We start from the raw sequence: 19,115 nt of genomic DNA on the forward strand, positions 1-19,115 counted from the left end.
CCATGGTCGTCTCTCCTTTCCGGCCGTCCTCCGGCCACGCTCCCAGCGAATGACCTCGCGTCATCGCCAGCGTTTCCCTTCCGCCGCGCCTTGCCGGGCCACGGCGCCGGGCCATCTGCCGGATGGACCGGGCGCCCCCCCCCCGCGCGGGGGCGGGCACCCCACCGCCCGGGCAGGGACCACCTGCCGCCCGGCGCACACGCCGACCGCCGCCCCGCGAGGGCCCGCACGGATCACCCGCGCCGTTCGCTGGTCCCGCTCGGCGCGGAAGCCATTCCGTCACGCCCCCGCCTCGCGCGCGGGCCTCTTCCTCGACCGGGCTGGCCGCCCGACCGCCGGACCGCCGCCTGGCGGGCGGCGGCGTCGTCCCTTCGGATGGCCCCCCGGACCATCCGATCCCCGCGCGACGCGCGGGGACCGTTCCTAGCCCTTCACCGCCCCCGCCGTCATGCCGGTGATGATCTGGCGGCTGGCGACCAGGGTGAACAGGATGGGGGGGACGGCCAGCAGCATGCCGGTCGCCATGATGACCCCCCAGTCGATGTTGAACTCCGTCAGCGAGTTGACGATCGTCACCGGAACCGTGCGCGTGTTCCGGTCGGCCAGGGCGTTGGCCAGCAGGAACTCGTTCCACGCGATGCGGAAGGTGAAGATCGCCGCCGCCGCCAGGCCCGGCTTGATCAGGGGCAGCACCACCAGGAAGAACGTGGCGAACGGCCCCGCCCCGTCGATGCGCGCCGCCTCCTCCAGTTGGATGGGGACCTGCACGATGAACGATTGAAGGATCCAGATCACGAAGGGCAGGTTCATCGCGACGTAGATCAGGACGATCCCCGCCCGCGTCCCGTCGATGCCGAACTGGAACGTCCAGATCCCGAAGACCGGCACCAGCAGCACCGCGGGCGGCACCATCCGCACCATCAGCGTGGTCAGCGATGTGACGCCCCGGCCCATGAACCGGAACCGCACCAACGCATAGGCCGCCATGCAGCCCAGGATCAGCGTGATCGCCGTCGAGATGGTGGAGATCAGCAGGCTGTTGGTCAGCGCCCGCCCGAACGTCCGGTCGCAGCGCCGCACGTGCTCGGGCTCATAGGGCAGCCAGTCGCACAGCACCGTCTCGTAGTTCTGGATCGTGGGCATGAAGAACAGCGACGGATCGACCGCCGTGATGTCCACGTTCTGCTTCAGCGACAGCGAGAACATCAGCGCGATGGGCCCCGCCGACATCACGACCAGCGCCGCCAGCAGCGCATAGAAGGCCGGGTTCGTCCCCTGCCCCGGGACCGTCGCCGCCACGCGCTTCGCCTTGCGCCGCGTGCCCGCCGCCTCCGGCGCGCCCAACGCGGCCGCCTTCGTGCCGGTGTCGACGTCGCGCGCGCTCATCGGGGCGACCCCGTGCCGATATTGTGACGCACCGACATCCTCAGGCTCGAACCAAAGACCTCCCGCCGTTCGCGCCCGGTCGGGCGAGATCCCCGGGGCGAGCCCACGGACGGCGTATGCCGAACCCCCGCCATCACGCCTCCTCCTCCGCGGCGCGGATCCGCGCGGCGCGCAGCTCCTGCACCTTGGTGTATCCGAACATCGCAAGCGTCAGGATCAGCAGGAGGATCAGCAGGACGTTCGACATCGCCGCGGCATAGCCCAGCTGTTGGAACTCCGACGCGGTGCGCGAGATGCGCAGCGCCAGGATCTCCGTGGACAGGCCCGGACCGCCGTTCGTCATCACAAGGATGACCTCCAGCACCTTGAACGCGTCGATCAGGCGTAGCAGCGCGGTGACGATCAGCACCGGCATCATAAGGGGCAGCTTGATGTGCCAGATCAACTGCCAGCCCGAGGCCCCGTCGATGCGTGCGGCCTCCATCGCGGACCGGGGCAGCGATTGCAGCGCGGCCAGCGCCAAGATGAAGATGAACGGCGTCCACTGCCAGATGTCAGCGATCACCACCGACGCGAAGGCCCAGTCCCCGTCCGACAGCCACGGCACGGTGGGCAGGCCCAGGTCGCTCAACGTCCGATTGAACGTGCCCACGGTGGGATGGTACATGTAGCGCCACATCAGGCCGACCACGATGGGCGCGATCATCATCGGCAGGATGAACACGGTGCGCAGCACGGTCATGCCCCGCAACTCGCGGTCCAGCAGCAGCGCCAGACCCACGCCCAGCACCATCTCGATGCCCACGACCAGGGCGGCGAACCGTAGCGTGACCCAGAACGACTCGTGGAAGGCCGCGTCGCCCAGCAGGTTGCCGTAGTTGCGCAGCCCCACGAACTCCGCCTCGCCGATCCGCTGGGAGGGGCTCCAATCCAGGAAGCTGGCCCAGATCATGTATCCGATCGGGTACAGCAGCGCGACCGCCATCACCAGCACCGCGGGCGCCAGGAACAGATAGGGGGTCATTCGGTTCGCGTTCGCCAGCATGGGTTCCGGGCCGATCGAGGGTGCATTCCGTATGCACGGGGGGTGTACGGGGGGTGCACGGGGGGTGCACGCCAGATTCCGGCCCCCCGGACGGGGGGGCCGGAAGGGTCGTCACTCGGCGGCGGCGTCCTGCCAGGTGTAGTAGCCGGCCTGCTCCATGATGTCGCGCGCCCGCTCGGCAACGCCGTCCAGCGCCTCCTGCGGGTCCAGCCCTTCGGTCAGGACCTGGGACATCGTGGTGCCGATGTCGGCATTGATCTCGCCCCAGGTCGGGATGATCGGACGCCAGTCGGGATCGGCGTATTCCAGCGCCTCGCCGAAGGTCGCCGAATAAGGATATTTCTCATTGAGTTCAGCGTTCTGATAGGTGCTGAACCGCGACGGGTTCCCCCCTTCCATCGCCACCTTCAGATCGCCCTCCTTGGACGTCAGCCACTGCATCAGCAGGAAGGCCGCCTCCTTGTTCTGGGCGTTCTTGGGAATGGCCAGGCCGAAGCCCCCGGTCTGCGAACCCCGGCGCACGCCCATCGGGTGCAGCGCATAGCCCACGTTGCCCGCGACGGTCGATTCGCTGGGGTCCTCGAACCCGGCGGCGAACGCGATTGAGTCCATGAACATCGCCGCCTGCCCCTGCTTGAAGGCCGCCGCCGCCTCGCTGGGACCGAAGGTCGTGCCGCCCTCGGGGCCGCAATCTACGATCGTCTTCAACGCGTTGGCCGCTTCGACGCCGGCCTCGTTGTTGATGATCGGCTCCCAGTTGTCGTCGAACACGCGGCCGCCCAGGGGCGCCAGATGCAGCAGGAAGGCGTGGCTGGCCTGGTGGCCGGACGCGGCGCGCGACGCCATGCCGCCCATGCCGGGCTCCAGCTCGGGAATCTGGCAGGCGATCTCGAGCAGCTCGTCGTAGGTCTCGGGCGCTTCCAGACCGTGCTTGTCGAAGATGTCCTGACGATAGGCCAAGACCGACGTCTCCGACCCGAACGGGATGCCGAACGCGGAGCCGAGCTGACCGGGCAGGTAACCCTTCTGTCCGCCGGCGACGCCGATGTTCTGCACGTAGCCGGTGATCAGGTCCGACTGATCGTAGTTCGGATCGGCCAGCGCCGGGTTCATAAAGTACTTGGCCAGGTTCTCCAGCTGGTCGGCATAGACGTAGTCGGCCTTCGAGAAGACGACGAAGCTGATGAGGTCGTAATCGCCCTCGTCCTTCGTCAGCTCCAGGGTCTGGCGTTCGCGCATCCGCAGGTACTGCAGCTGGTCGACCTCGACCTCGATGCCCGTCTCCTCGGTGAAGTCGTCCAGGACCGCGATGGCCGCATCGTAATGCGGGTGCGCGGGGAACATCGCCACCACGGTCGTCCCCTCGTAGGGGGCATAGGGGTTCGCGAGCGCCGTGCCCGCCAGCAGCAGCGCCGCGGCGCCGCCCGTTCCGATCGTCTTCAACATGTCGTCTCCTCCCAATGGGTTACGTTGCGATCCGCTCGCCCGATTCCGGGTCGAAGATCATGATGTCGTCCGGCGCCACGTGGAACGTGGCCCGTTCGCCCGACCGGAGGCGCCGCGTGCTCGCGACCTCCGCCAAGACCTCGTGCGGGCCGACGCGGGTGTTCAGCACCGACTGCGCGCCCAGATACTCCGCGACGGAGACCGTCATCTCGATCGGCGCGCCGCCCGCCGGATCCGTGGTGAAGGACGACGGCCGGATCCCGATCTCAACCGCGCCCTCCAGCCCGGCGGCCCGCAGTGCCGCGTCCTGCGCCGGGGTCAGCGGCAGGTCGAACCCCTCGCCCCGGACCCGCAGCACCTCCGCGTCGCGGTACAGCCGCGCGGGCAGGATGTTCATCGTCGGCGCCCCGATGAAGCCCGCCACGAAGCGGTTGACGGGGCGGGCGAACAGTTCTTCGGCCGTGCCCTGCTGCTGGATGCGCCCATCCTTCATGACCACGATCCGATCGCCCAACGTCATCGCCTCGACCTGATCATGCGTGACGTAGATCATATTCTTGTCGATCGTGTCACGCATCTCGGCCAGTTCGGTCCGCATCCGGGCGCGCAGCTTGGCGTCCAGGTTGGACAGGGGCTCGTCGAACAGGAACGTGGCCGCGTCGCGAACCAGCGCGCGGCCCATCGCGACCCGCTGGCGCTGGCCGCCGGACAGCTCCGCGGGCTTGCGGTCGAGCAGGTGGTCGATGTTCAGCATCGACGCGGCCTTGTGGACCCGCGTCTCGATCTCGGCCTTGGGGATGCGGGACAGCCGCAGGGCGAAGGACATGTTCCGCGCCACGTTCATGTGCGGATAGAGGGCGTAATCCTGGAACACCATCGCGATGTCCCGTTCCTTCGGCTCCAGGTGACCGATGGGGCGCCCGTCGAACGTGATCTCGCCCCCCGACAGCGTTTCCAACCCGGCGAGGATGCGAAGGGTGGTGGACTTGCCGCAGCCCGACGGGCCGACGAGGACCGTGAACTCCCCGTCGTCGAGCGTCAGGTCGAGCGGCGGCAGCACGCGCGTCGTGCCGAACGACTTCTCCACGCCCTCGAAGACGATCTGCGGCATCCATGCCCTCCCCCGCCGCGCCCGGATCGGTCGCGACCTCCTACCGCGCACCATGCCAGACTGGACCGAGGACGCGATAGCTGTCATGCGACATATCGGCGTTAACGCTAACGTAAAGGAGGCGGGAATGCCCGACGGCGCCTCGGACCCCAACCCCCGCCGCACGGGTCTGCGCGAGGTCGCGAAGGCCGCAGGCGTTTCCATGATGACCGTCAGCCGCGCCATGCGCGGCGTCGACGGCGTGTCGGAATCCACCCGCCGGCGCATCGCGGATCTGGCCCAGCAGATGGGCTACGTCCCCGACGGCAATGCGCGGGCCCTGGCGGCGACGAACTCGCGCCTGATAGGGATATCGCTGCCCAACCTCTTCAACGACGTGTTCGCGGGGATCCTGGACGGCATGCGCCGCACCCTGCACGGGGCCGGCTATTCCACGGTGATCGACACCACCGACTACGATCCGGACCGGGAACTGGACTGGCTACAGCGGATGACGATCTGGCGGCCCGCCGCGGTGGTCTTGACGGGGCGTGACCACCATCCGGAACTGGCGGCGCTGGTCGCGCGCGCGCCCATGCCGGTGGTCGAGATCTGGGACGCGGCGGCGGATCCGATCGACCTTTGCGTGGGTCTCGACCACCGGGCGGCGGGCCGCGACCTGGGCCGGCACGTGGCTAGCCTCGGATACCGCAGGCCGGCCTTCGTGGGCCCGCCCCCGGGACTGGATACGCGGGCCGACAAGCGCGTCGCGGGAATCGCCGCGGCCTTCGACGCGGCGCTGCACAGGGTCGCGACCACGGGGGACAGCGCCTTCGGGGCGGGGGCGGCGGGCTTCGCGCGGGCCATGGACCACTGGCCCGACGTCGTGTTCTTTCACAACGACAACACGGCCTTCGGCGGCCTGATGGCCGCGCAGAAGGCGGGGCTGGACGTGCCGGGCGACGTGGGCATCGCGGGGTTCAACGCCCTCGACTTGTCGGCCATCCTGCCGCGCCCGCTGACGACGATGGCCACGCCGCGCCGGCAGATCGGTCAGGTCGCCGCCCGGCATCTGCTGGCGCGGCTGAACGGGATCGCGCCGCCCGCCCTGACCGCCCTGCCCTGCACGCTCGTCCCCGGCGCTACGACCCGTCGGCAGGATTGATCGCCGCCGCCACGGCATGGACCTTGCGGAACAGCGTCGGCAGGTCGGGGGGTTCCAGGGGCCCCACGTGACCCCTGTCCGGGTTCGCGCCCGCCGGCAGGTCGGCGACCATGACGGTCAGGGTCAGGGCGAAATGGGTGAACCCGTGCTCCGCCTCGCCGGCCCGCCGCCAATCGGCCGCGAAGGGCGGGGCAGGCAGCGGATCCTCCGCCCAATCCGACGTCGGAAACCCAAGGGTCCCCCCCAGCAGGCCCCTCGTAGGCCGACGTTCCAGCAGCCAGTCCCCCTGCCGTCGCGCGACATAGACGTACCCGCGTCGGCGCGGCTTGGCCTTTCGGGGCGCCTTCGTCGGCAGGTCCGCCGCCCGTCCCGCCGCATGGGCCGCGCAGCCCCCCCGCCAGGGACACAGCAGACAGGACGGCGATCGCGGCGTGCAGATCGTGGCCCCGAGATCCATCACTGCCTGAGCATAGTCGCCGGGACGCCAGTCCGGCGTCAGCGCATCCGCGGCCGCCCGCAGCAGGGGACGCGCGCCCGGCAACGGCGCGTCGATGCAGCGCAAACGCGCCATCACGCGCTCCACGTTGCCGTCCACCACGACGGCCCGACGCCCGAACGCGATGGACGCGATGGCGGCCGCGGTATAGGCGCCGATTCCCGGCAGCGCGCGTAGCCCGTCCTCCGTGTCCGGGAACCGCCCGCCCCGGTCGCGCGACACGATCCGCGCGCAGGCCAGCAGGTTGCGCGCCCGGGCATAGTATCCCAGGCCCGCCCACGCCCCCATGACGTCGGCGTCCGGGGCGTCGGCCAGGGCGTGGACGTCCGGCCAGCGGGTCGTGAAGCGCAGCCAGTACGCCTTCACCGCGGCCACGGTGGTCTGCTGCAGCATTACCTCCGACAGCCAGACGCCGTAGGGGTCCGGGCAACGGTCCGACCCCGGCGGCACACGCCAGGGCAGGTCGCGGGCCCCCGCGTCGTACCAGTCCAGCAGGTCCGCGGCCCGTGCCTCGCCCTCACGCATCCGTGACCCTCCGACCTTTCCGCCGACCCCGCCGGTGATGTAGGGACGGGGTCATGAACGCGAAAGGACAAAGGCGCGGACGCGTCCGCAGCGTGGGCACTCTGCTCGACCGCTCGATCAAGCATCTGGGCGAATCGCGCGGCTTCAGCCAGGCCCGCCTGCTGACACATTGGGCCGAGATCGTGGGCCGCGACCTCGCGGCGATCTCGACGCCCGTAAAGGTGGGCCATTCGCGGCAAGGGCTGGGTGCGGTGCTGACGCTGCTGACGGCGGGGCCGAACGCGCCGGTGCTGCAGATGCGCCTGCCGATCCTGCGGGATCGGGTGAACGCCTGCTACGGCTACAACGCCATCGCGCGCATCGAGGTCACGCAGACGGCGCCCGCGGGCTTCGTGCCCGCCCCCGTCCAGACCCCCGCCCCCCGGTCCGAACCCGGCCCGGCCCACGTGGAGGCCGCCCGCGACCGTGCGGCGCAGGTGGGCGACGCCGACCTGCGCGCGGCCTTGGAACGGCTGGGTGCGAACGTCATATGCAGATCGACCGATACGAGGGAACCGACATGATCGACAGACGCAACCTCCTGGTGATGGGCGCGGCCGGTGCGGCGGGCCTGGCCTATGCCTATTGGCCGCGGGGCGGGGACGCGCCGCTGCTGCCCGGACTGACCGGCGCGGCGCAGGCGCAGGGGACGACGGCGATCCAGGACGTGACGCTGGGCGATCCGAACGCCCCCGTGACGGTGGTGGAATACGCCAGCTTCACTTGCCCCCACTGCGCCAGCTTCCACGCGAACACGTTCAAGGACTTCAAGCGGGACTACATCGACACGGGCCGGGTCCACTTCGTGTACCGCGAGGTGTTCTTCGACCGCTACGGGCTGTGGGCCTCGATGGTCGCGCGCTGCGCGGGGCCGGACCGCTACTTCGGGGTGGTCGACCTGCTGTACCGCGAGCAGTCGAACTGGGCTCGCCAGGGCGATGCCGCCGCGGTGGCCGAAAGTCTGAAGCGCATCGGCGCGCAGGCCGGGCTGGACCAGGCCACGCTGGACGCCTGCCTGCAGGATGCCGACATGGCGCAGAGCCTGGTCGCCTGGTACGAATCGAACGCCGCCCGCGATGGCGTCCGGTCGACCCCGTCGTTCCTGATCGACGGGCAGATGCATTCCGGCTCCCTCAGCCTGGCCCAGCTAGGCGCGCTGGTGGACGACGCGGCCGGCTGAACCGTCGCGCGGGGTCACCCCTCCGGGTGGCCCCCCGCCGCAACCGCGATGGCGTCCAGGGCGCGATCGAGCGGCCCCCAGTCGTCGCAGTCCAGACGTACCGGCAGGACCAGGACCCTCCCCCGCAACGCGTTGGGCAGGCGCACGGCGTCCTTTTCCGTCGTGACGGGCTGGGCGCCCAGCTTGGCGGCTTGCTCCCCCAGGCGGTGCAGCAGCGGACGCGTCAACGGCTGGTGATCGGCCAGCGCGACCGTGCCGCGCAGGTCGGCCCCCAGCGCCTGCAGGGTGTCGAAGAACTTGGCGGGCCGCCCGATGCCCGCGAAGGCGAAGACCGGCAGTCCCGCCCAGGGCATCCCCGTCGCCAGGGGCGCCAGGCGTCCGCGCAACCGCGGGCGGTCCACGGGCAGTGCCAGGACGTCCTGCGCCCCCGGCGGCCCAAGGGTCACAGTCAGGTCGGCCCGGGCCAGCCCAACGGCGGCCGGCTCCCGCAGGGGTCCCGCGGGCAGGACGCGACCGTTGCCGAACCCGACTTCCGCGTCGATCACCACGAGCGACAGGTCCTTGGTCAGGGCCGGGTTCTGGTGGCCATCGTCCAGCACGATCACGTCCGCCCCCGCCGCCCGGGCCGCCCGCCCGCCCGCGGCGCGGTCCTTGGCGACCCAGACGGGGGCGATGGCGGCCAGCAGCAGCGGCTCGTCGCCCACGGCGTCCGCGTCGTGTATCGCGGGATCGACGCGCACCGGTCCGCCCAGCCGTCCGCCATGGCCACGGGACACGACGCCGGGGGTCAGGCCACGCGCGAGCAGCCGCTCGACGACGGCCATCACCGTGGGCGTCTTGCCCGTCCCGCCCGCATGGACGTTGCCCACGCAGATCACAGGCACGTCCAACCGCAACCCGGGCCGGGCCACCCGCCGCGCCGTGGTCCGGGCATAGAGCGCGCCCAGGGGGGACAGCAACGCTGCCCGCAGCCCGGGCGGATCGCCCCAGAACCGCGGCGCATGCATCAGTCGACGCCGTCGAGCATCGCGAAGACCAGGTCCAGCGCCCGTTCGGTCACGTCCGCCCCGGCGGAACACACCTCCCAGGCCGCGTGGGCCAGGCGCGCGGCCTCGTCGGGTTCCAGCACTCGCGTCAGCACCGCGCCCAGCTCGGCCCCTTCCGTCAGGCACGCGGCCTGCGCCCGGCCCAGGCGGTCGTAGATGTCTGCGAAGTTGAACACGTGCGGCCCATGGAGGATGGCGCTGCCCAGGGCCGCGGGCTCGAACGGGTTGTGCCCACCCACCGGCACCAGCGATCCGCCAACGAAGCTGACGGGACACAGGCGGTACCACAATCCCATCTCTCCCATCGTGTCGGCGAGGTAGACCTGCGTTTCCGGTCCGATCGTATCGCCCGTGGACCGCCGCGCGACGTGCCAGCCCGCGTCCCGCAACCCCTCGGCGATGCCCTGGGCGCGGTCGGGATGGCGGGGCACCAGCACCAGCATAAGCCTGTGCCAGGCCCGCAGGGCCTGACCGTGCGCCTGCATGACCTGCGCCTCCTCCCCGTCGTGGGTCGAGGCGGCCAGCCACAGGGTGCGCCCGGCGGTCGTCTGCGCCAGACGGTCGCGCTCCCGCTCGTCGTGGGGCAGGGCGGCGGCGCCTTCCTTCAGGGTGCCAGTCACCTCCAGCCGTTCGGAGGGCAGTCCGAGCGATCGGAGGCGTTCCGCCGTCGCCTCGTCCTGCGCCTGCACATGTGCCAGTCGCGACAACAGGTCGGAGGCCGCCCCCCTGCCCCACCGGCTCCACCGGGCGTGGCTGCGGGCGGTCATGCGGGCGTTGATCAGCGTCACGGGCACGCCCTGCCGCCCGCATTCCACGATCAGCCCGGGCCAAAGCTCGCTTTCGGCCAGCACGGCCAAGTCGGGGCGCCAATGGTCCAGGAACCGGCGCATCCACGGCACGACGTCCAGGGGCACGAACTGGTGCGTGCAGCGCGGCGGCAGGCGGCTGGCCAGCATCGCGGCGGAGGTGACGGTCCCCGTCGTCAGAAGGAAGGACAGGTCCGGCCGTTCCGTGCCCATGCGGCGGATCATCTCCAACAGCGACAGGCTTTCGCCGACGGACGCGGCGTGGAACCATACCAGAGGGCCGTCCGGGCGGGGCGCCGAGGCGATGCCCTCCCGTTCGCTCAGCCGGTCCGGATCCTCCCTGCCGTCGGCCAGGCGCCGCTGCAGGACGCGCCGGGCCAGGGGGGCTGCGCGGGCGGCCCCGGCCAGGTACAGGCGCAGCGCGTGGGCCAAGTGGCGGACCCGTTCGTTCAGCCCAACTCCTCCGTCGGGCTGGCGGCCTGCTCCTCGTCGCGCAGGCGGTGGATATGCGCGATGAAGTAGCGCATGTGCGCGTCGTCCACCGTACGCTGCGCCGCCTGCTTCCAGGCGTCGTAGGCGGTGGCGTAGTCGGGATACATGCCGACGATGTCGATCTTGTCCATGTCGGCGAACTGCGTCGATTGCGGGTTCACCAACTCGCCCCCGAACACGAGATGAAGACGCTGGGTCATGGGTTGCTCCGGCTTTCGTTTGCGGTCGGCCCGTCCTCTAGGCGGATGGGCTCGGGAAGGGAACCGTGCGGACCGCGCCCCGGTTCACTGCAATCCGGCCAGCAGCGCCGCATGGACGGCGGGGGTTCCCGCCAGGACGCCATCGACCTGCCGGCCGGGTCCGTTGAACCGCAGCGCGGCGCCGTTCCGGTCCGTGACGGCAGCCCCGGCCTCCGTGCAGATCAGGGCGCCCGCGGCGATGTCCCACTCCCAGCAGGGGCGCAGAGTGACCATCGCGTCGAACCGCCCCTGCGCGACCAGCGCCAGGCGGTAGGCCAGCGAGGACCGGAACGTCCGCTCCACCGGGGGCGGGACACCATCGCGCCAGTGCACCGGGTTCAGGTTGGCCTTCGCGGCCAGCACGCGCGCGCCTTGCAACCGGTTGCAATCGCTGGGAGCGATGGGCACGCCGTCCAGCGTCGCCCCCCGCCCCTCAGCGGCCAGCCAGGTCCGACCCCGCGCCGGCTGGTGGATCGCCGCCGCGACGGGGCGGCCGTTCCGCACCACGGCCAGGGCATGGGTGAAATCGGGCTGCCCCGCCACGAAGGCACGGGTGCCGTCGATGGGATCGACCACGAACACGTATTCACGGCCCAGCCGGTCTGCATCGTCGAGGCTTTCCTCCGACAGCCAGCCATAGCCGGGGCGCGCGGCGGTCAGGCGGTCGCGCAGGGTGGCGTCGACCTCCAGGTCGGCGGCGGTCACGGGCCCCTGCCCGTCCCCCTTATCGCGCGCGGTGACGCCGTCCCGCCTGTGGCGCATGGCGATCCGACCCGCGGCCAGGGCCGCGTCGTGCAGCAGCGCCATGTCCGCGGCGGGGTCAGCGTCCGGCAATCGTCATCCCGTCGACCAGGAGCGAGGGCACCGCGCGGGACAGGTGCATCCGCGCGTCGTTTGCGGCCACCAGCCCCCGCAGCATGGGGCGCAGGTTGCCCGCGACCGTGCATTCGTTCACCGGATAGGCGATCCGCCCGCCTTCGACCCAGAATCCGGACGCGCCACGGGAATAATCGCCCGTCGTCGCGTTCACCGACGAGCCGATCAGCCCCGTGACCAGCAGCCCCGTGCCCATGTCCGCCAGCAGGTCGTCCCGGCTGGACGATCCCTGCGTGACGCGCACGTTCGTCACGGACGGGCTGGGCGGGGCGGACGTGCCGCGCGCCGCGTTGGCCGTGCTGCGCAGGCCCAAGCGTCCGGCCGTCGTAAGGTCCAGGATCCAGGATGACAGGACGCCGCCCGACACCAGGTCGCGCCGCGCGGTGGCCAGCCCCTCGCCGTCGAAGACGCGCGACGATCCGAGCCGCGGCAGATGCGGATCCTCCCACAGGTCCATGCCCTCGGGCAGCACCGCCTCGCCCATCGCGTCGCGCAGGAAGCTGGACCCGCGCGCCACCGCGGACCCGTTGATCGCCCCCAGCAAGTGCCCGATCAGCGTGGCGGACACCCGCTCGTCGTAGAGGACGGGAAACGCGCCCGTGGGGGGCTTGCGCGCACCCGCGCGCGCCACCGCGCGCTCGCCCGCGATCCGGCCCACCACCTCGGGCGCGTCCAGATCGCCGGCGTGGACGCGGCTGTCGCCGTAGTAGTCCCGTTCCATCGCCGTGCCGGTGCCGGTGATCGCCACGCAGGACAGCGACGAGCCGGTGCGCGCGCCCCCGCCCTCGAAGCCGTTCGTCGTCGCCAGGTGATACCGCTGCTCGCCCCAGCCCGCGCCCGCGCCGCTGACCTGATCGACGCCGTCCACCGCCATCGCGGCGGCCTCGGCCGCCAGGGCCATGTCCTGCAGCGCGGCGGGCGTGGGCGGGTCGTGGGGATCGACCTGGTCCAACGCGGCGGCGCTGCGGTCGCGCGCCAGGTCGTCCGGATCGGCCAGACCGACATGCGCGTCCTCCGGCGCCTCGCGCGCCATGGCGACCGCGCGCTCGGCCATCGTCGCCAACGTGTCCGGCCGCAGGTCGGAGGCGGAGATGCAGGCCTGCCGGTGCCCCACCAGCACGCGCAGGCCGAGGTCGGTCCCTTCGGACCGCTCCGCCTGCTCCAGGCGCCCCTTCAGCACGTCGATCGAGACGGAACTGCCCGCCACGGCCAGCGCGTCCGCCGCGTCGGCGCCCGCATCGGTCGCGGCCCTCAGCAAACGCGCCGTCAGTTCCACCAGATCCGTCATCCGCGCCCCCGTCGGTATCGCGCGGTCACTGCAGCGGCAGACCGTTCGCGGTGATGCCGCCGCCGGGCGTGAACTCGATGGTCGATTCCATCATGTCCTCGCCGACGCTGCGCATGACGACGCCCGACATCGCGCGGATGCCGGTGGCCTGCGCGGGCGGCACCAGCCCCATCGCCACCAGCCGGTCGAGAAGCGTCATACCGCCGTCGAGCGCCAAGTCCACCCGACCCACGGGGAAGGGGAACTGCCCGGCTGGAAACTCGACCGACCCGTCGCCCCGAAGCTCGGCCCCGCCGAAGCGGACGAGCAGCGTGGAGAGATCCAGCGTTTCGGGCAGGACGGGGGGCTCGGTCATGCCGATCATCGCCTCCGGATCGCCGAAGACGTCGACGAGGATGTTCGCCGTGCCCGACAGATCGAGGGTCAGGGTGGCGGGATCGCGCGGCAGCTGACCCGTGGGGTCGAACATGGACCACACCGCGTCGCCGAGCGTCAGATCCTGGTAATCGACGGTCAGGCCGAACGGCGCGGCCTCCTCCGTTTGACCCATCGGGAACGAGAACGCGGATCGGGCGGACGCCATGGCGACGTCGAAGGCCATCGGCATTCCGGGGGGCTGCACGGACAGCGTCGCATCCTGCGAGCCGATGTCGTAGCGGATCACGTCCCCGTCCAGGCCGACGTCCCACCGGCCAGACGCCGCACCACCCCGCAAGACCATCGCGCCCTCCGGGGATTGCGCGTCCAGGTCGAGGGTCGTGCCCTCGTGCGTCAGCGTGGCGGCGAAGGCGAACCCGCTTCCGAACATCGACGATCCCTCCTTGGGCGGGGCATCCGGATAGCGTCCGGTGACGTCGCCCGCCACGGACTCCATGTCGTAGGTGAACGTGGCGTCCCCGTCGGCCGCGGCATCGTCCAGCGCAAACCGCAGGTTCGCCAGCGTCATGTCCTGGGCGAAGGCGTCCGAATCCCCGCCGATGCCGGACCGATAGGTGGACGCATAGTCCGTGAACGTCATCGTGAGGGTGGGAAACCCTTCCTCGGTCCCGCCGCTGGGATCCTGGACCACGTACGCGATCTCCTCGGCCGTGTAGTCGTAGACGCGCTCGCCCCCCTCCTCGCGAGCGACCAGGGACAGGCCGACATGCGTGATCGTGTCGGTCGTCTCGAACGTCTCGCCCTCGATCGTGCCGCTGCTGGCGATCGACACCTCGGCCGGCACCACGACCTCGACGGACCCGTCGTCCCGCTCGACCAGTTGGACGGAGCCATAGTTCGACACGTTCTCCACCCCCATGATCGTCATGGCCCAAGTGGTGTCGTCCAACGTCAGCGTGCCGTCGGCGTAATCCTCCGTCGCGGTCAACGTGCCGCCGATGCGTTCGGCGACGTCCTGCCAATCGGCCCACAACTCGGGCGCGGTCAGCGCATGGGCGGGCATCGCGACCAGGGTCGCGACGGTTAGGGCACCGAAGGTTCTGAACATGGCCGACCTCGCAAGGGGGTGACGGGAAAACTCCGCCCCATGTCTCGCAGGGACGGAGCGGGGTCAACCGGAGGGGGCGATCAGTCGCGCAGGCCGCGGCGCTGCATCTCGGCGGGAATGCTGAAGGCGCCCGAGCCCAAGGTCGAGCCGACGGCCATGTCGCCCAGCACCACGGTCGTCTGCTGACCGGAATCGTCGGTGATGATCCATTGGCGCAGGGTGACGGGGTTCGGCGTGAAGACCAGCTCGATGCTGCCGTATTGCGGGTTCGCCGGATCCTGCAGCCGGATGGCGGTCTGCGTGGCGTCGCCGGAATGACGCGTCACCGTGCCCGAGCGCCCCAGGTTCACGTTGCTCTGCAGGATCAGGTTCAGGGGGGTCTGCGACAGCGGGTACTGTTCCGGCGCGGTGTTGGACACGGGATCGAACACCGCCACCTGCCCGCCGCCCGCGACGACCAGCCCGGCGTTCGGCGGGTCGTAGTCGAAGCGCGCCCGCCCCGGACGGTGGATCGCCAGATCGCCGGTCGAGATGCTGCCGTCCGCGTTGATCTGGGTGAACTCGGCCCGCACGGCGGACAGGTCGTTCAGATAGCGGCTGATCGCGGAGACGGAGATCTCCGCCTGCGCGGGCAGGGCCGTCAGGGCCATCATCAGGGCGGGAAGCAGGCGTCGCATGGATCGGGCTCCGGGGTCGTTGGCGTTTCGGTCCAGGCCGATATGGGGCGCCCGGGGGCGATGGCCCAGCGTTATCCGATGACGACGCGCGGTCAGGCAGATGCCGGCCTCCGAACGAAAGGGGCCCGCCGCGGATGCGGCAGGCCCCCGGGGACATCCGACGTGACGCCGGCGTCAGGCGGCACGCGCCGCCTTGCGCCGGGCCATCGCGCCCAGGCCGCCCAACGCGCCCAGCAGAAGGATGCCGGCCGCGGGCACCGGAATGTCGGAAACCCGCAGATCCTCCGCCAGCGCGAACTCGAAGGCGTTGCGCTCGAAGCGCGTGCCGAAGTTGGACCCGAAGGTAAGTCCGGCGATCGCCTCGCCCTCCGCCGCGTCCAGGCGCACGATGGCCGAGAACGTGCCGTTCTTCACGTTCGCGGCGGGATCGGACTGGAACGACCGCCGCAGGTCGCTGCCTTCGATCGTCTGAGACGATCCGCCCGCGACGTCGACGAACAACTCGTTCCAATCGTCGATGGAGGCCCACAGGATGTCGATCGTCGACACGCCCCCCGCGCCGAAGAGGAGCGTCGCGTTCGAACGCCCTCCCTGCGTGCTGGTCCCACCGTCCAAGGTCGGACCAACCGCGAAATAGCCGCGCGTGTCGTTCAACCCGGTGCCGCGGAACGGGGACAGGTGCGATCCGCGCAGGTTGAAGTCCTGCAGCACGGCGGGGGCGTCGTTCCCGCCATCCGAGTCGAGCCAAGTCGCGCCGGCGGGCGTGTTCGGGCCGAACTGGGTCAGGAAGCCGGGATTGATCCCGTCGCCGTCGTCGTTCGTGGCGATCCCCGACGCGACGATCGAGACCGAAAGCGCCGCGGCCGACAGCGTGCCGGCCATCAGCGCCGCTGCCGCGAGTGCGGCGGTTCGGGATACCCTGGTCAGAATGTTCATCATGCAAGCCCCATTTGCGAAAGGATGCCCGCCCCTCCCCCGGAGGATGCGCGGCTTCGATATTTCCAGTTCGGCATAATCTCGCCGAAACATGACCGAGTCAAACGGAACCGTGCGCGTCAGCCGACCTCCGGGACCAGGATCTCGCGCTTGCCGACGTGGTTGGCCGGGGTGACGACGCCCTCGTCCTCCATCTGCTCGACCAGGCGCGCGGCCTTGTTGTAGCCGATGGCCAGCTTGCGCTGGATGTAGCTGGTCGAGCACTTCCGATCCTTCGCCACGATGGCGACCGCCTGGTCGTAGAGCGCGTCCTCGCCCCCCGTGTTGCCGCCCGTCAGGCCCAGGACGGCGTCGATGTCGGACGTCCTGTCCTCGTCGGGGCCATCCAGCACGCTGCTGGCGTATTCGGGTGGGCCGAAGGACTTCAGGTGGTTTACGATGTCCTCCACCTCCTCGTCCGAACAGAACGGGCCGTGGACGCGCGTAATCTTGGACCCGCCCGCCATGAACAGCATGTCGCCCATGCCCAGCAACTGTTCCGCGCCCATCTCGCCCAGGATCGTGCGGCTGTCGATCTTGCTGGTCACGTGGAAGCTGATCCGCGTGGGGAAGTTCGCCTTGATCGTCCCGGTGATGACGTCCACCGACGGGCGCTGGGTGGCCATGACCAGGTGGATGCCCGATGCCCGCGCCATCTGCGCCAGGCGCTGGATGCAGGCCTCGATCTCCTTGCCGGCGACCATCATCAGGTCGGCCATCTCGTCCACCACCACGACGATGTAGGGCAGCGTCTCGGGGGTCGTCTCCTCGGTCTCGAAGACGGGGTCCCCCGTCTCCTCGTCGAAGCCGGTCTGGACCGTGCGCGATATCATCTCTCCGCGGTACAGCAGGTCCTGCGCCCGCCCGTTGTAGCCTTCGATGTTGCGCACGCCCATCCGCGACATCTTGCGATAGCGCTCCTCCATCTCGGCCACGACCCATTTCAGCGCGACGACCGCCTTCTTGGGATCGGTGACGACGGGCGACAGAAGGTGCGGGATCCCGTCGTAGACCGACAGTTCCAGCATCTTGGGGTCGATCATGATCATCCGGCACTGCGCCGGCGTCAGGCGATACAGCATCGACAGGATCATCGTGTTGATCGCCACCGACTTGCCCGACCCCGTGGTGCCCGCGATCAGCAGGTGGGGCATCTTGGCCAGATCCGCGACGACGGGCGCCCCGCCGATGTCCTTGCCCAGCGCCAGGGCCAGCTTCATCTGGCTGTCGCCGAAGTCGCGGGCCGACAGGATCTCGCGCAGGACGACCTTCTCGCGTCGTTCGTTGGGCAACTCGATCCCGATGACCGACCGCCCCGGCACGGTGCTGACGCGGGCGGACAGAGCCGACATGCTGCGCGCGATGTCGTCCGCCAAGCCGATCACGCGGGACGCCTTCAGGCCCGGCGCGGGTTCCAGCTCGTACATGGTGACGACGGGACCGGGGCGGACGGACACGATCTCGCCCTTCACGCCATAGTCGTCGAGCACGGATTCCAGCGTGCGGGCGTTCGCCTCCAGGGCGTCGTCGGACAGGACGTGCCGCTCGACGTCCGCGGGGTCCGACAGCAGCGACAGGGGCGGCAACTCGAACCCGTCATCCGTCGGTTCGGGCAAAGGGGACGGCCGGTTCTCCGCCTCCGCCCGCCGGGACGGCGCGGGCGCTTCCGCAGGCGGATGCATGGCGGCGGCGCGCGGCGTCAGATTCGGGGCGGGGGTCGGCATCGGGGCGGGGGTCGGCATCGGGGCGGGGGTCGGCGGTTCCGCGTCGTCCGGCGCGACCTCGACCGCCGGCGCGGCGCCCCGGGTCAGGACGGGCTGCGACCGGGTGAAGACGGGGGCCGGACCGTCGTCCGACGGCGACGCCTCCGGTGCGGGGGTGCGGCGTGCGGACAGGTGCGCGCGGCGGACGCGGCTGCGCACGGCCTTGTTGATGCGCGACCGCACGCGGTCGTCGCCGTCCGACACCGGCGGCTCCGCCCGCGGCGCGTCCGGACCGTCGGCGGTGGTGCGGGACAGGAACGACAGCAGGCCGCCCCTCGGCGCATCGTCCGGATCGGCGTCGGTCGCATCCTCGATCGCGACGTCCTCCAGGACCGCGTCGTCGGACATGTCCCCCCGTGCGACGCCGTCGCGTCGCCGGGCCCGCCACGCGGCGGTGGCGCCGCGTCCCAATCGCGCGCCGCCCGTCCCCAACCCCCGGCCAGCCGCGCCGCCCATCCGGCGCGACAGGGCCGCGACCGTGCCCAGACCCGACAGGAGGAACACGCCGGCGCGCGTCACTTCCCAACGGGTGACGCCCAGGACCCAGCCGCCCATCGCCAGCGCGCCCAGCGCCACCAGCAGGGCAACCACCTTCAGGCCCGCGCCGGCCGTCAGCGGCAGCAGCGACAGCAGCGCCCCCATCGCGGTGTCGCCCAGAAGGCCGCCCAGCCCGAAGGCGTGCCCCCAACCCGCCCCCGGCACCAGCGATGCGGCATAGAGCGCGCAGACCGGCACCCAGGCCGCGACGAACAGCGCCCGCGGCAGGGCGCGCTCCGACCCCTGGTGGAACGCGAAGCGCCAACCCCACACGATCAGCCCCAGCGCCATGGCCAGCCCGCCATAGCCGACGACCAGCATCACCGGCGCGGCCAGGGCCGCCCCCGCCACGCCCAGCCAGTTGCGCGGCGCTGCGTCGGTCGCGACCAGCCACGACGGATCGCCCGCATCGTAGGACGCCAGTGCCAGCCCCAGGAGCAGGCCCGCCAGCGCCATCGCGACGCCCGCCCCCTCGCGGGTCCGGCGGGCCAGGGCGATCTGCGTCTGCTCGTCCAGCAGGGGGTCGCGGCTGCGGGCTTGATAGGCCATGGATCGTTT

At 70.9% G+C, this 19,115-nt stretch carries 17 protein-coding genes; 3 read left to right on the forward strand and 14 right to left on the reverse strand.

Going from position 1 to position 19,115, the window contains the following annotated elements; genetic code table 11:
* Nucleotides 1-423: 423 nt before the first annotated feature.
* The 4 genes from P0084_RS05550 to P0084_RS05565 all read right to left on the reverse strand — a co-directional run bounded on the left by P0084_RS05550 (nt 424) and on the right by P0084_RS05565 (nt 4,988).
* The gene (locus tag P0084_RS05550) at nt 424-1,386 is read right to left on the reverse strand and encodes a carbohydrate ABC transporter permease (RefSeq protein ID WP_308915827.1); all 963 of its coding nucleotides are present in this window, start codon (nt 1,384-1,386) and stop codon (nt 424-426) included.
* 133 nt (nt 1,387-1,519) lie between these two features.
* Entirely contained in the window at nt 1,520-2,410 is an 891-nt protein-coding gene (locus P0084_RS05555; protein WP_308915828.1) for a carbohydrate ABC transporter permease, read from the reverse strand.
* Between the two features lie 132 nt (nt 2,411-2,542).
* The gene (locus P0084_RS05560) at nt 2,543-3,877 is read right to left on the reverse strand and encodes an extracellular solute-binding protein (protein ID WP_308915829.1); all 1,335 of its coding nucleotides are present in this window, start codon (nt 3,875-3,877) and stop codon (nt 2,543-2,545) included.
* Nucleotides 3,878-3,896: 19 nt separating this feature from the next.
* Entirely contained in the window at nt 3,897-4,988 is a 1,092-nt protein-coding gene (locus tag P0084_RS05565) for an ABC transporter ATP-binding protein (protein ID WP_308915830.1), read from the reverse strand.
* 127 nt (nt 4,989-5,115) lie between these two features.
* On the opposite strand from P0084_RS05565, the gene P0084_RS05570 reads away from it, so the two are divergent.
* Complete coding sequence (locus P0084_RS05570; RefSeq protein WP_308915831.1) at nt 5,116-6,132, forward strand: LacI family DNA-binding transcriptional regulator; 1,017 nt, start codon at nt 5,116-5,118, stop codon at nt 6,130-6,132.
* Here P0084_RS05570 and P0084_RS05575 read toward each other — a convergent pair.
* The gene (locus P0084_RS05575) at nt 6,110-7,153 is read right to left on the reverse strand and encodes an A/G-specific adenine glycosylase (protein ID WP_308915832.1); all 1,044 of its coding nucleotides are present in this window, start codon (nt 7,151-7,153) and stop codon (nt 6,110-6,112) included. The two genes, P0084_RS05570 and P0084_RS05575, sit on opposite strands and share 23 nt — an antisense overlap.
* 53 nt (nt 7,154-7,206) lie before the next feature.
* On the opposite strand from P0084_RS05575, the gene P0084_RS05580 reads away from it, so the two are divergent.
* Complete coding sequence (locus tag P0084_RS05580) at nt 7,207-7,716, forward strand: DUF721 domain-containing protein (protein ID WP_308915833.1); 510 nt, start codon at nt 7,207-7,209, stop codon at nt 7,714-7,716.
* Nucleotides 7,713-8,372, forward strand: a complete 660-nt coding sequence (locus P0084_RS05585; RefSeq protein ID WP_308915834.1) for a DsbA family protein — start codon at nt 7,713-7,715, stop codon at nt 8,370-8,372. The genes P0084_RS05580 and P0084_RS05585 overlap by 4 nt, the downstream gene beginning before the upstream one ends.
* 14 nt (nt 8,373-8,386) lie before the next feature.
* Here the strand turns inward: P0084_RS05585 and lpxK are convergent, their stop codons facing one another.
* The 9 genes from lpxK to P0084_RS05630 all read right to left on the reverse strand — a co-directional run bounded on the left by lpxK (nt 8,387) and on the right by P0084_RS05630 (nt 19,106).
* A complete protein-coding gene (lpxK, locus tag P0084_RS05590) occupies nt 8,387-9,379 on the reverse strand; it encodes a tetraacyldisaccharide 4'-kinase (RefSeq protein ID WP_308915835.1) in 993 nt (330 codons plus the stop codon).
* The gene (locus tag P0084_RS05595; RefSeq protein ID WP_308915836.1) at nt 9,379-10,656 is read right to left on the reverse strand and encodes a 3-deoxy-D-manno-octulosonic acid transferase; all 1,278 of its coding nucleotides are present in this window, start codon (nt 10,654-10,656) and stop codon (nt 9,379-9,381) included. The genes lpxK and P0084_RS05595 overlap by 1 nt, the downstream gene beginning before the upstream one ends.
* A gap of 17 nt (nt 10,657-10,673) precedes the next feature.
* Nucleotides 10,674-10,916: a DUF4170 domain-containing protein gene (locus P0084_RS05600; protein ID WP_308915837.1), complete on the reverse strand. Its 243-nt coding sequence runs from the start codon at nt 10,914-10,916 to the stop codon at nt 10,674-10,676.
* Between the two features lie 84 nt (nt 10,917-11,000).
* Nucleotides 11,001-11,789, reverse strand: coding sequence for a 3'(2'),5'-bisphosphate nucleotidase CysQ (locus tag P0084_RS05605; RefSeq protein ID WP_308915838.1), 789 nt, complete (start codon nt 11,787-11,789; stop codon nt 11,001-11,003).
* Nucleotides 11,776-13,119: a TldD/PmbA family protein gene (locus P0084_RS05610; RefSeq protein ID WP_308915839.1), complete on the reverse strand. Its 1,344-nt coding sequence runs from the start codon at nt 13,117-13,119 to the stop codon at nt 11,776-11,778. The genes P0084_RS05605 and P0084_RS05610 overlap by 14 nt, the downstream gene beginning before the upstream one ends.
* A gap of 25 nt (nt 13,120-13,144) precedes the next feature.
* Nucleotides 13,145-14,605 (reverse strand): hypothetical protein, encoded by a 1,461-nt coding sequence (locus tag P0084_RS05615; protein WP_308915840.1) that lies wholly within the window; start codon nt 14,603-14,605, stop codon nt 13,145-13,147.
* A gap of 80 nt (nt 14,606-14,685) precedes the next feature.
* Nucleotides 14,686-15,282: a LolA family protein gene (locus tag P0084_RS05620; RefSeq protein WP_308915841.1), complete on the reverse strand. Its 597-nt coding sequence runs from the start codon at nt 15,280-15,282 to the stop codon at nt 14,686-14,688.
* A gap of 174 nt (nt 15,283-15,456) precedes the next feature.
* Nucleotides 15,457-16,221, reverse strand: coding sequence for a VPLPA-CTERM sorting domain-containing protein (locus tag P0084_RS05625; protein WP_308915842.1), 765 nt, complete (start codon nt 16,219-16,221; stop codon nt 15,457-15,459).
* A 116-nt stretch (nt 16,222-16,337) separates the two neighbouring features.
* Complete coding sequence (locus tag P0084_RS05630; RefSeq protein WP_308915843.1) at nt 16,338-19,106, reverse strand: FtsK/SpoIIIE family DNA translocase; 2,769 nt, start codon at nt 19,104-19,106, stop codon at nt 16,338-16,340.
* Nucleotides 19,107-19,115: the final 9 nt, after the last annotated feature.

Source organism: Jannaschia maritima (genome assembly GCF_030973515.1).
Classification (GTDB): domain Bacteria; phylum Pseudomonadota; class Alphaproteobacteria; order Rhodobacterales; family Rhodobacteraceae; genus Jannaschia; species Jannaschia maritima.

Excerpts from the sequence above, each read along its gene's own strand:
- P0084_RS05550 (WP_308915827.1), bottom strand. The coding sequence starts at position 1,386 with ATGAGCGCGCGCGACGTCGACACCGGCACGAAGGCGGCCGCGTTGGGC.
- P0084_RS05555 (WP_308915828.1), bottom strand. The coding sequence starts at position 2,410 with ATGACCCCCTATCTGTTCCTGGCGCCCGCGGTGCTGGTGATGGCGGTC.
- P0084_RS05560 (WP_308915829.1), bottom strand. The coding sequence starts at position 3,877 with ATGTTGAAGACGATCGGAACGGGCGGCGCCGCGGCGCTGCTGCTGGCG.
- P0084_RS05565 (WP_308915830.1), bottom strand. The coding sequence starts at position 4,988 with ATGCCGCAGATCGTCTTCGAGGGCGTGGAGAAGTCGTTCGGCACGACG.
- P0084_RS05570 (WP_308915831.1), top strand. The coding sequence starts at position 5,116 with ATGCCCGACGGCGCCTCGGACCCCAACCCCCGCCGCACGGGTCTGCGC.
- P0084_RS05575 (WP_308915832.1), bottom strand. The coding sequence starts at position 7,153 with ATGCGTGAGGGCGAGGCACGGGCCGCGGACCTGCTGGACTGGTACGAC.
- P0084_RS05580 (WP_308915833.1), top strand. The coding sequence starts at position 7,207 with ATGAACGCGAAAGGACAAAGGCGCGGACGCGTCCGCAGCGTGGGCACT.
- P0084_RS05585 (WP_308915834.1), top strand. The coding sequence starts at position 7,713 with ATGATCGACAGACGCAACCTCCTGGTGATGGGCGCGGCCGGTGCGGCG.
- lpxK (WP_308915835.1), bottom strand. The coding sequence starts at position 9,379 with ATGCATGCGCCGCGGTTCTGGGGCGATCCGCCCGGGCTGCGGGCAGCG.
- P0084_RS05600 (WP_308915837.1), bottom strand. The coding sequence starts at position 10,916 with ATGACCCAGCGTCTTCATCTCGTGTTCGGGGGCGAGTTGGTGAACCCG.
- P0084_RS05610 (WP_308915839.1), bottom strand. The coding sequence starts at position 13,119 with ATGACGGATCTGGTGGAACTGACGGCGCGTTTGCTGAGGGCCGCGACC.
- P0084_RS05615 (WP_308915840.1), bottom strand. The coding sequence starts at position 14,605 with ATGTTCAGAACCTTCGGTGCCCTAACCGTCGCGACCCTGGTCGCGATG.
- P0084_RS05620 (WP_308915841.1), bottom strand. The coding sequence starts at position 15,282 with ATGCGACGCCTGCTTCCCGCCCTGATGATGGCCCTGACGGCCCTGCCC.
- P0084_RS05625 (WP_308915842.1), bottom strand. The coding sequence starts at position 16,221 with ATGATGAACATTCTGACCAGGGTATCCCGAACCGCCGCACTCGCGGCA.
- P0084_RS05630 (WP_308915843.1), bottom strand. The coding sequence starts at position 19,106 with ATGGCCTATCAAGCCCGCAGCCGCGACCCCCTGCTGGACGAGCAGACG.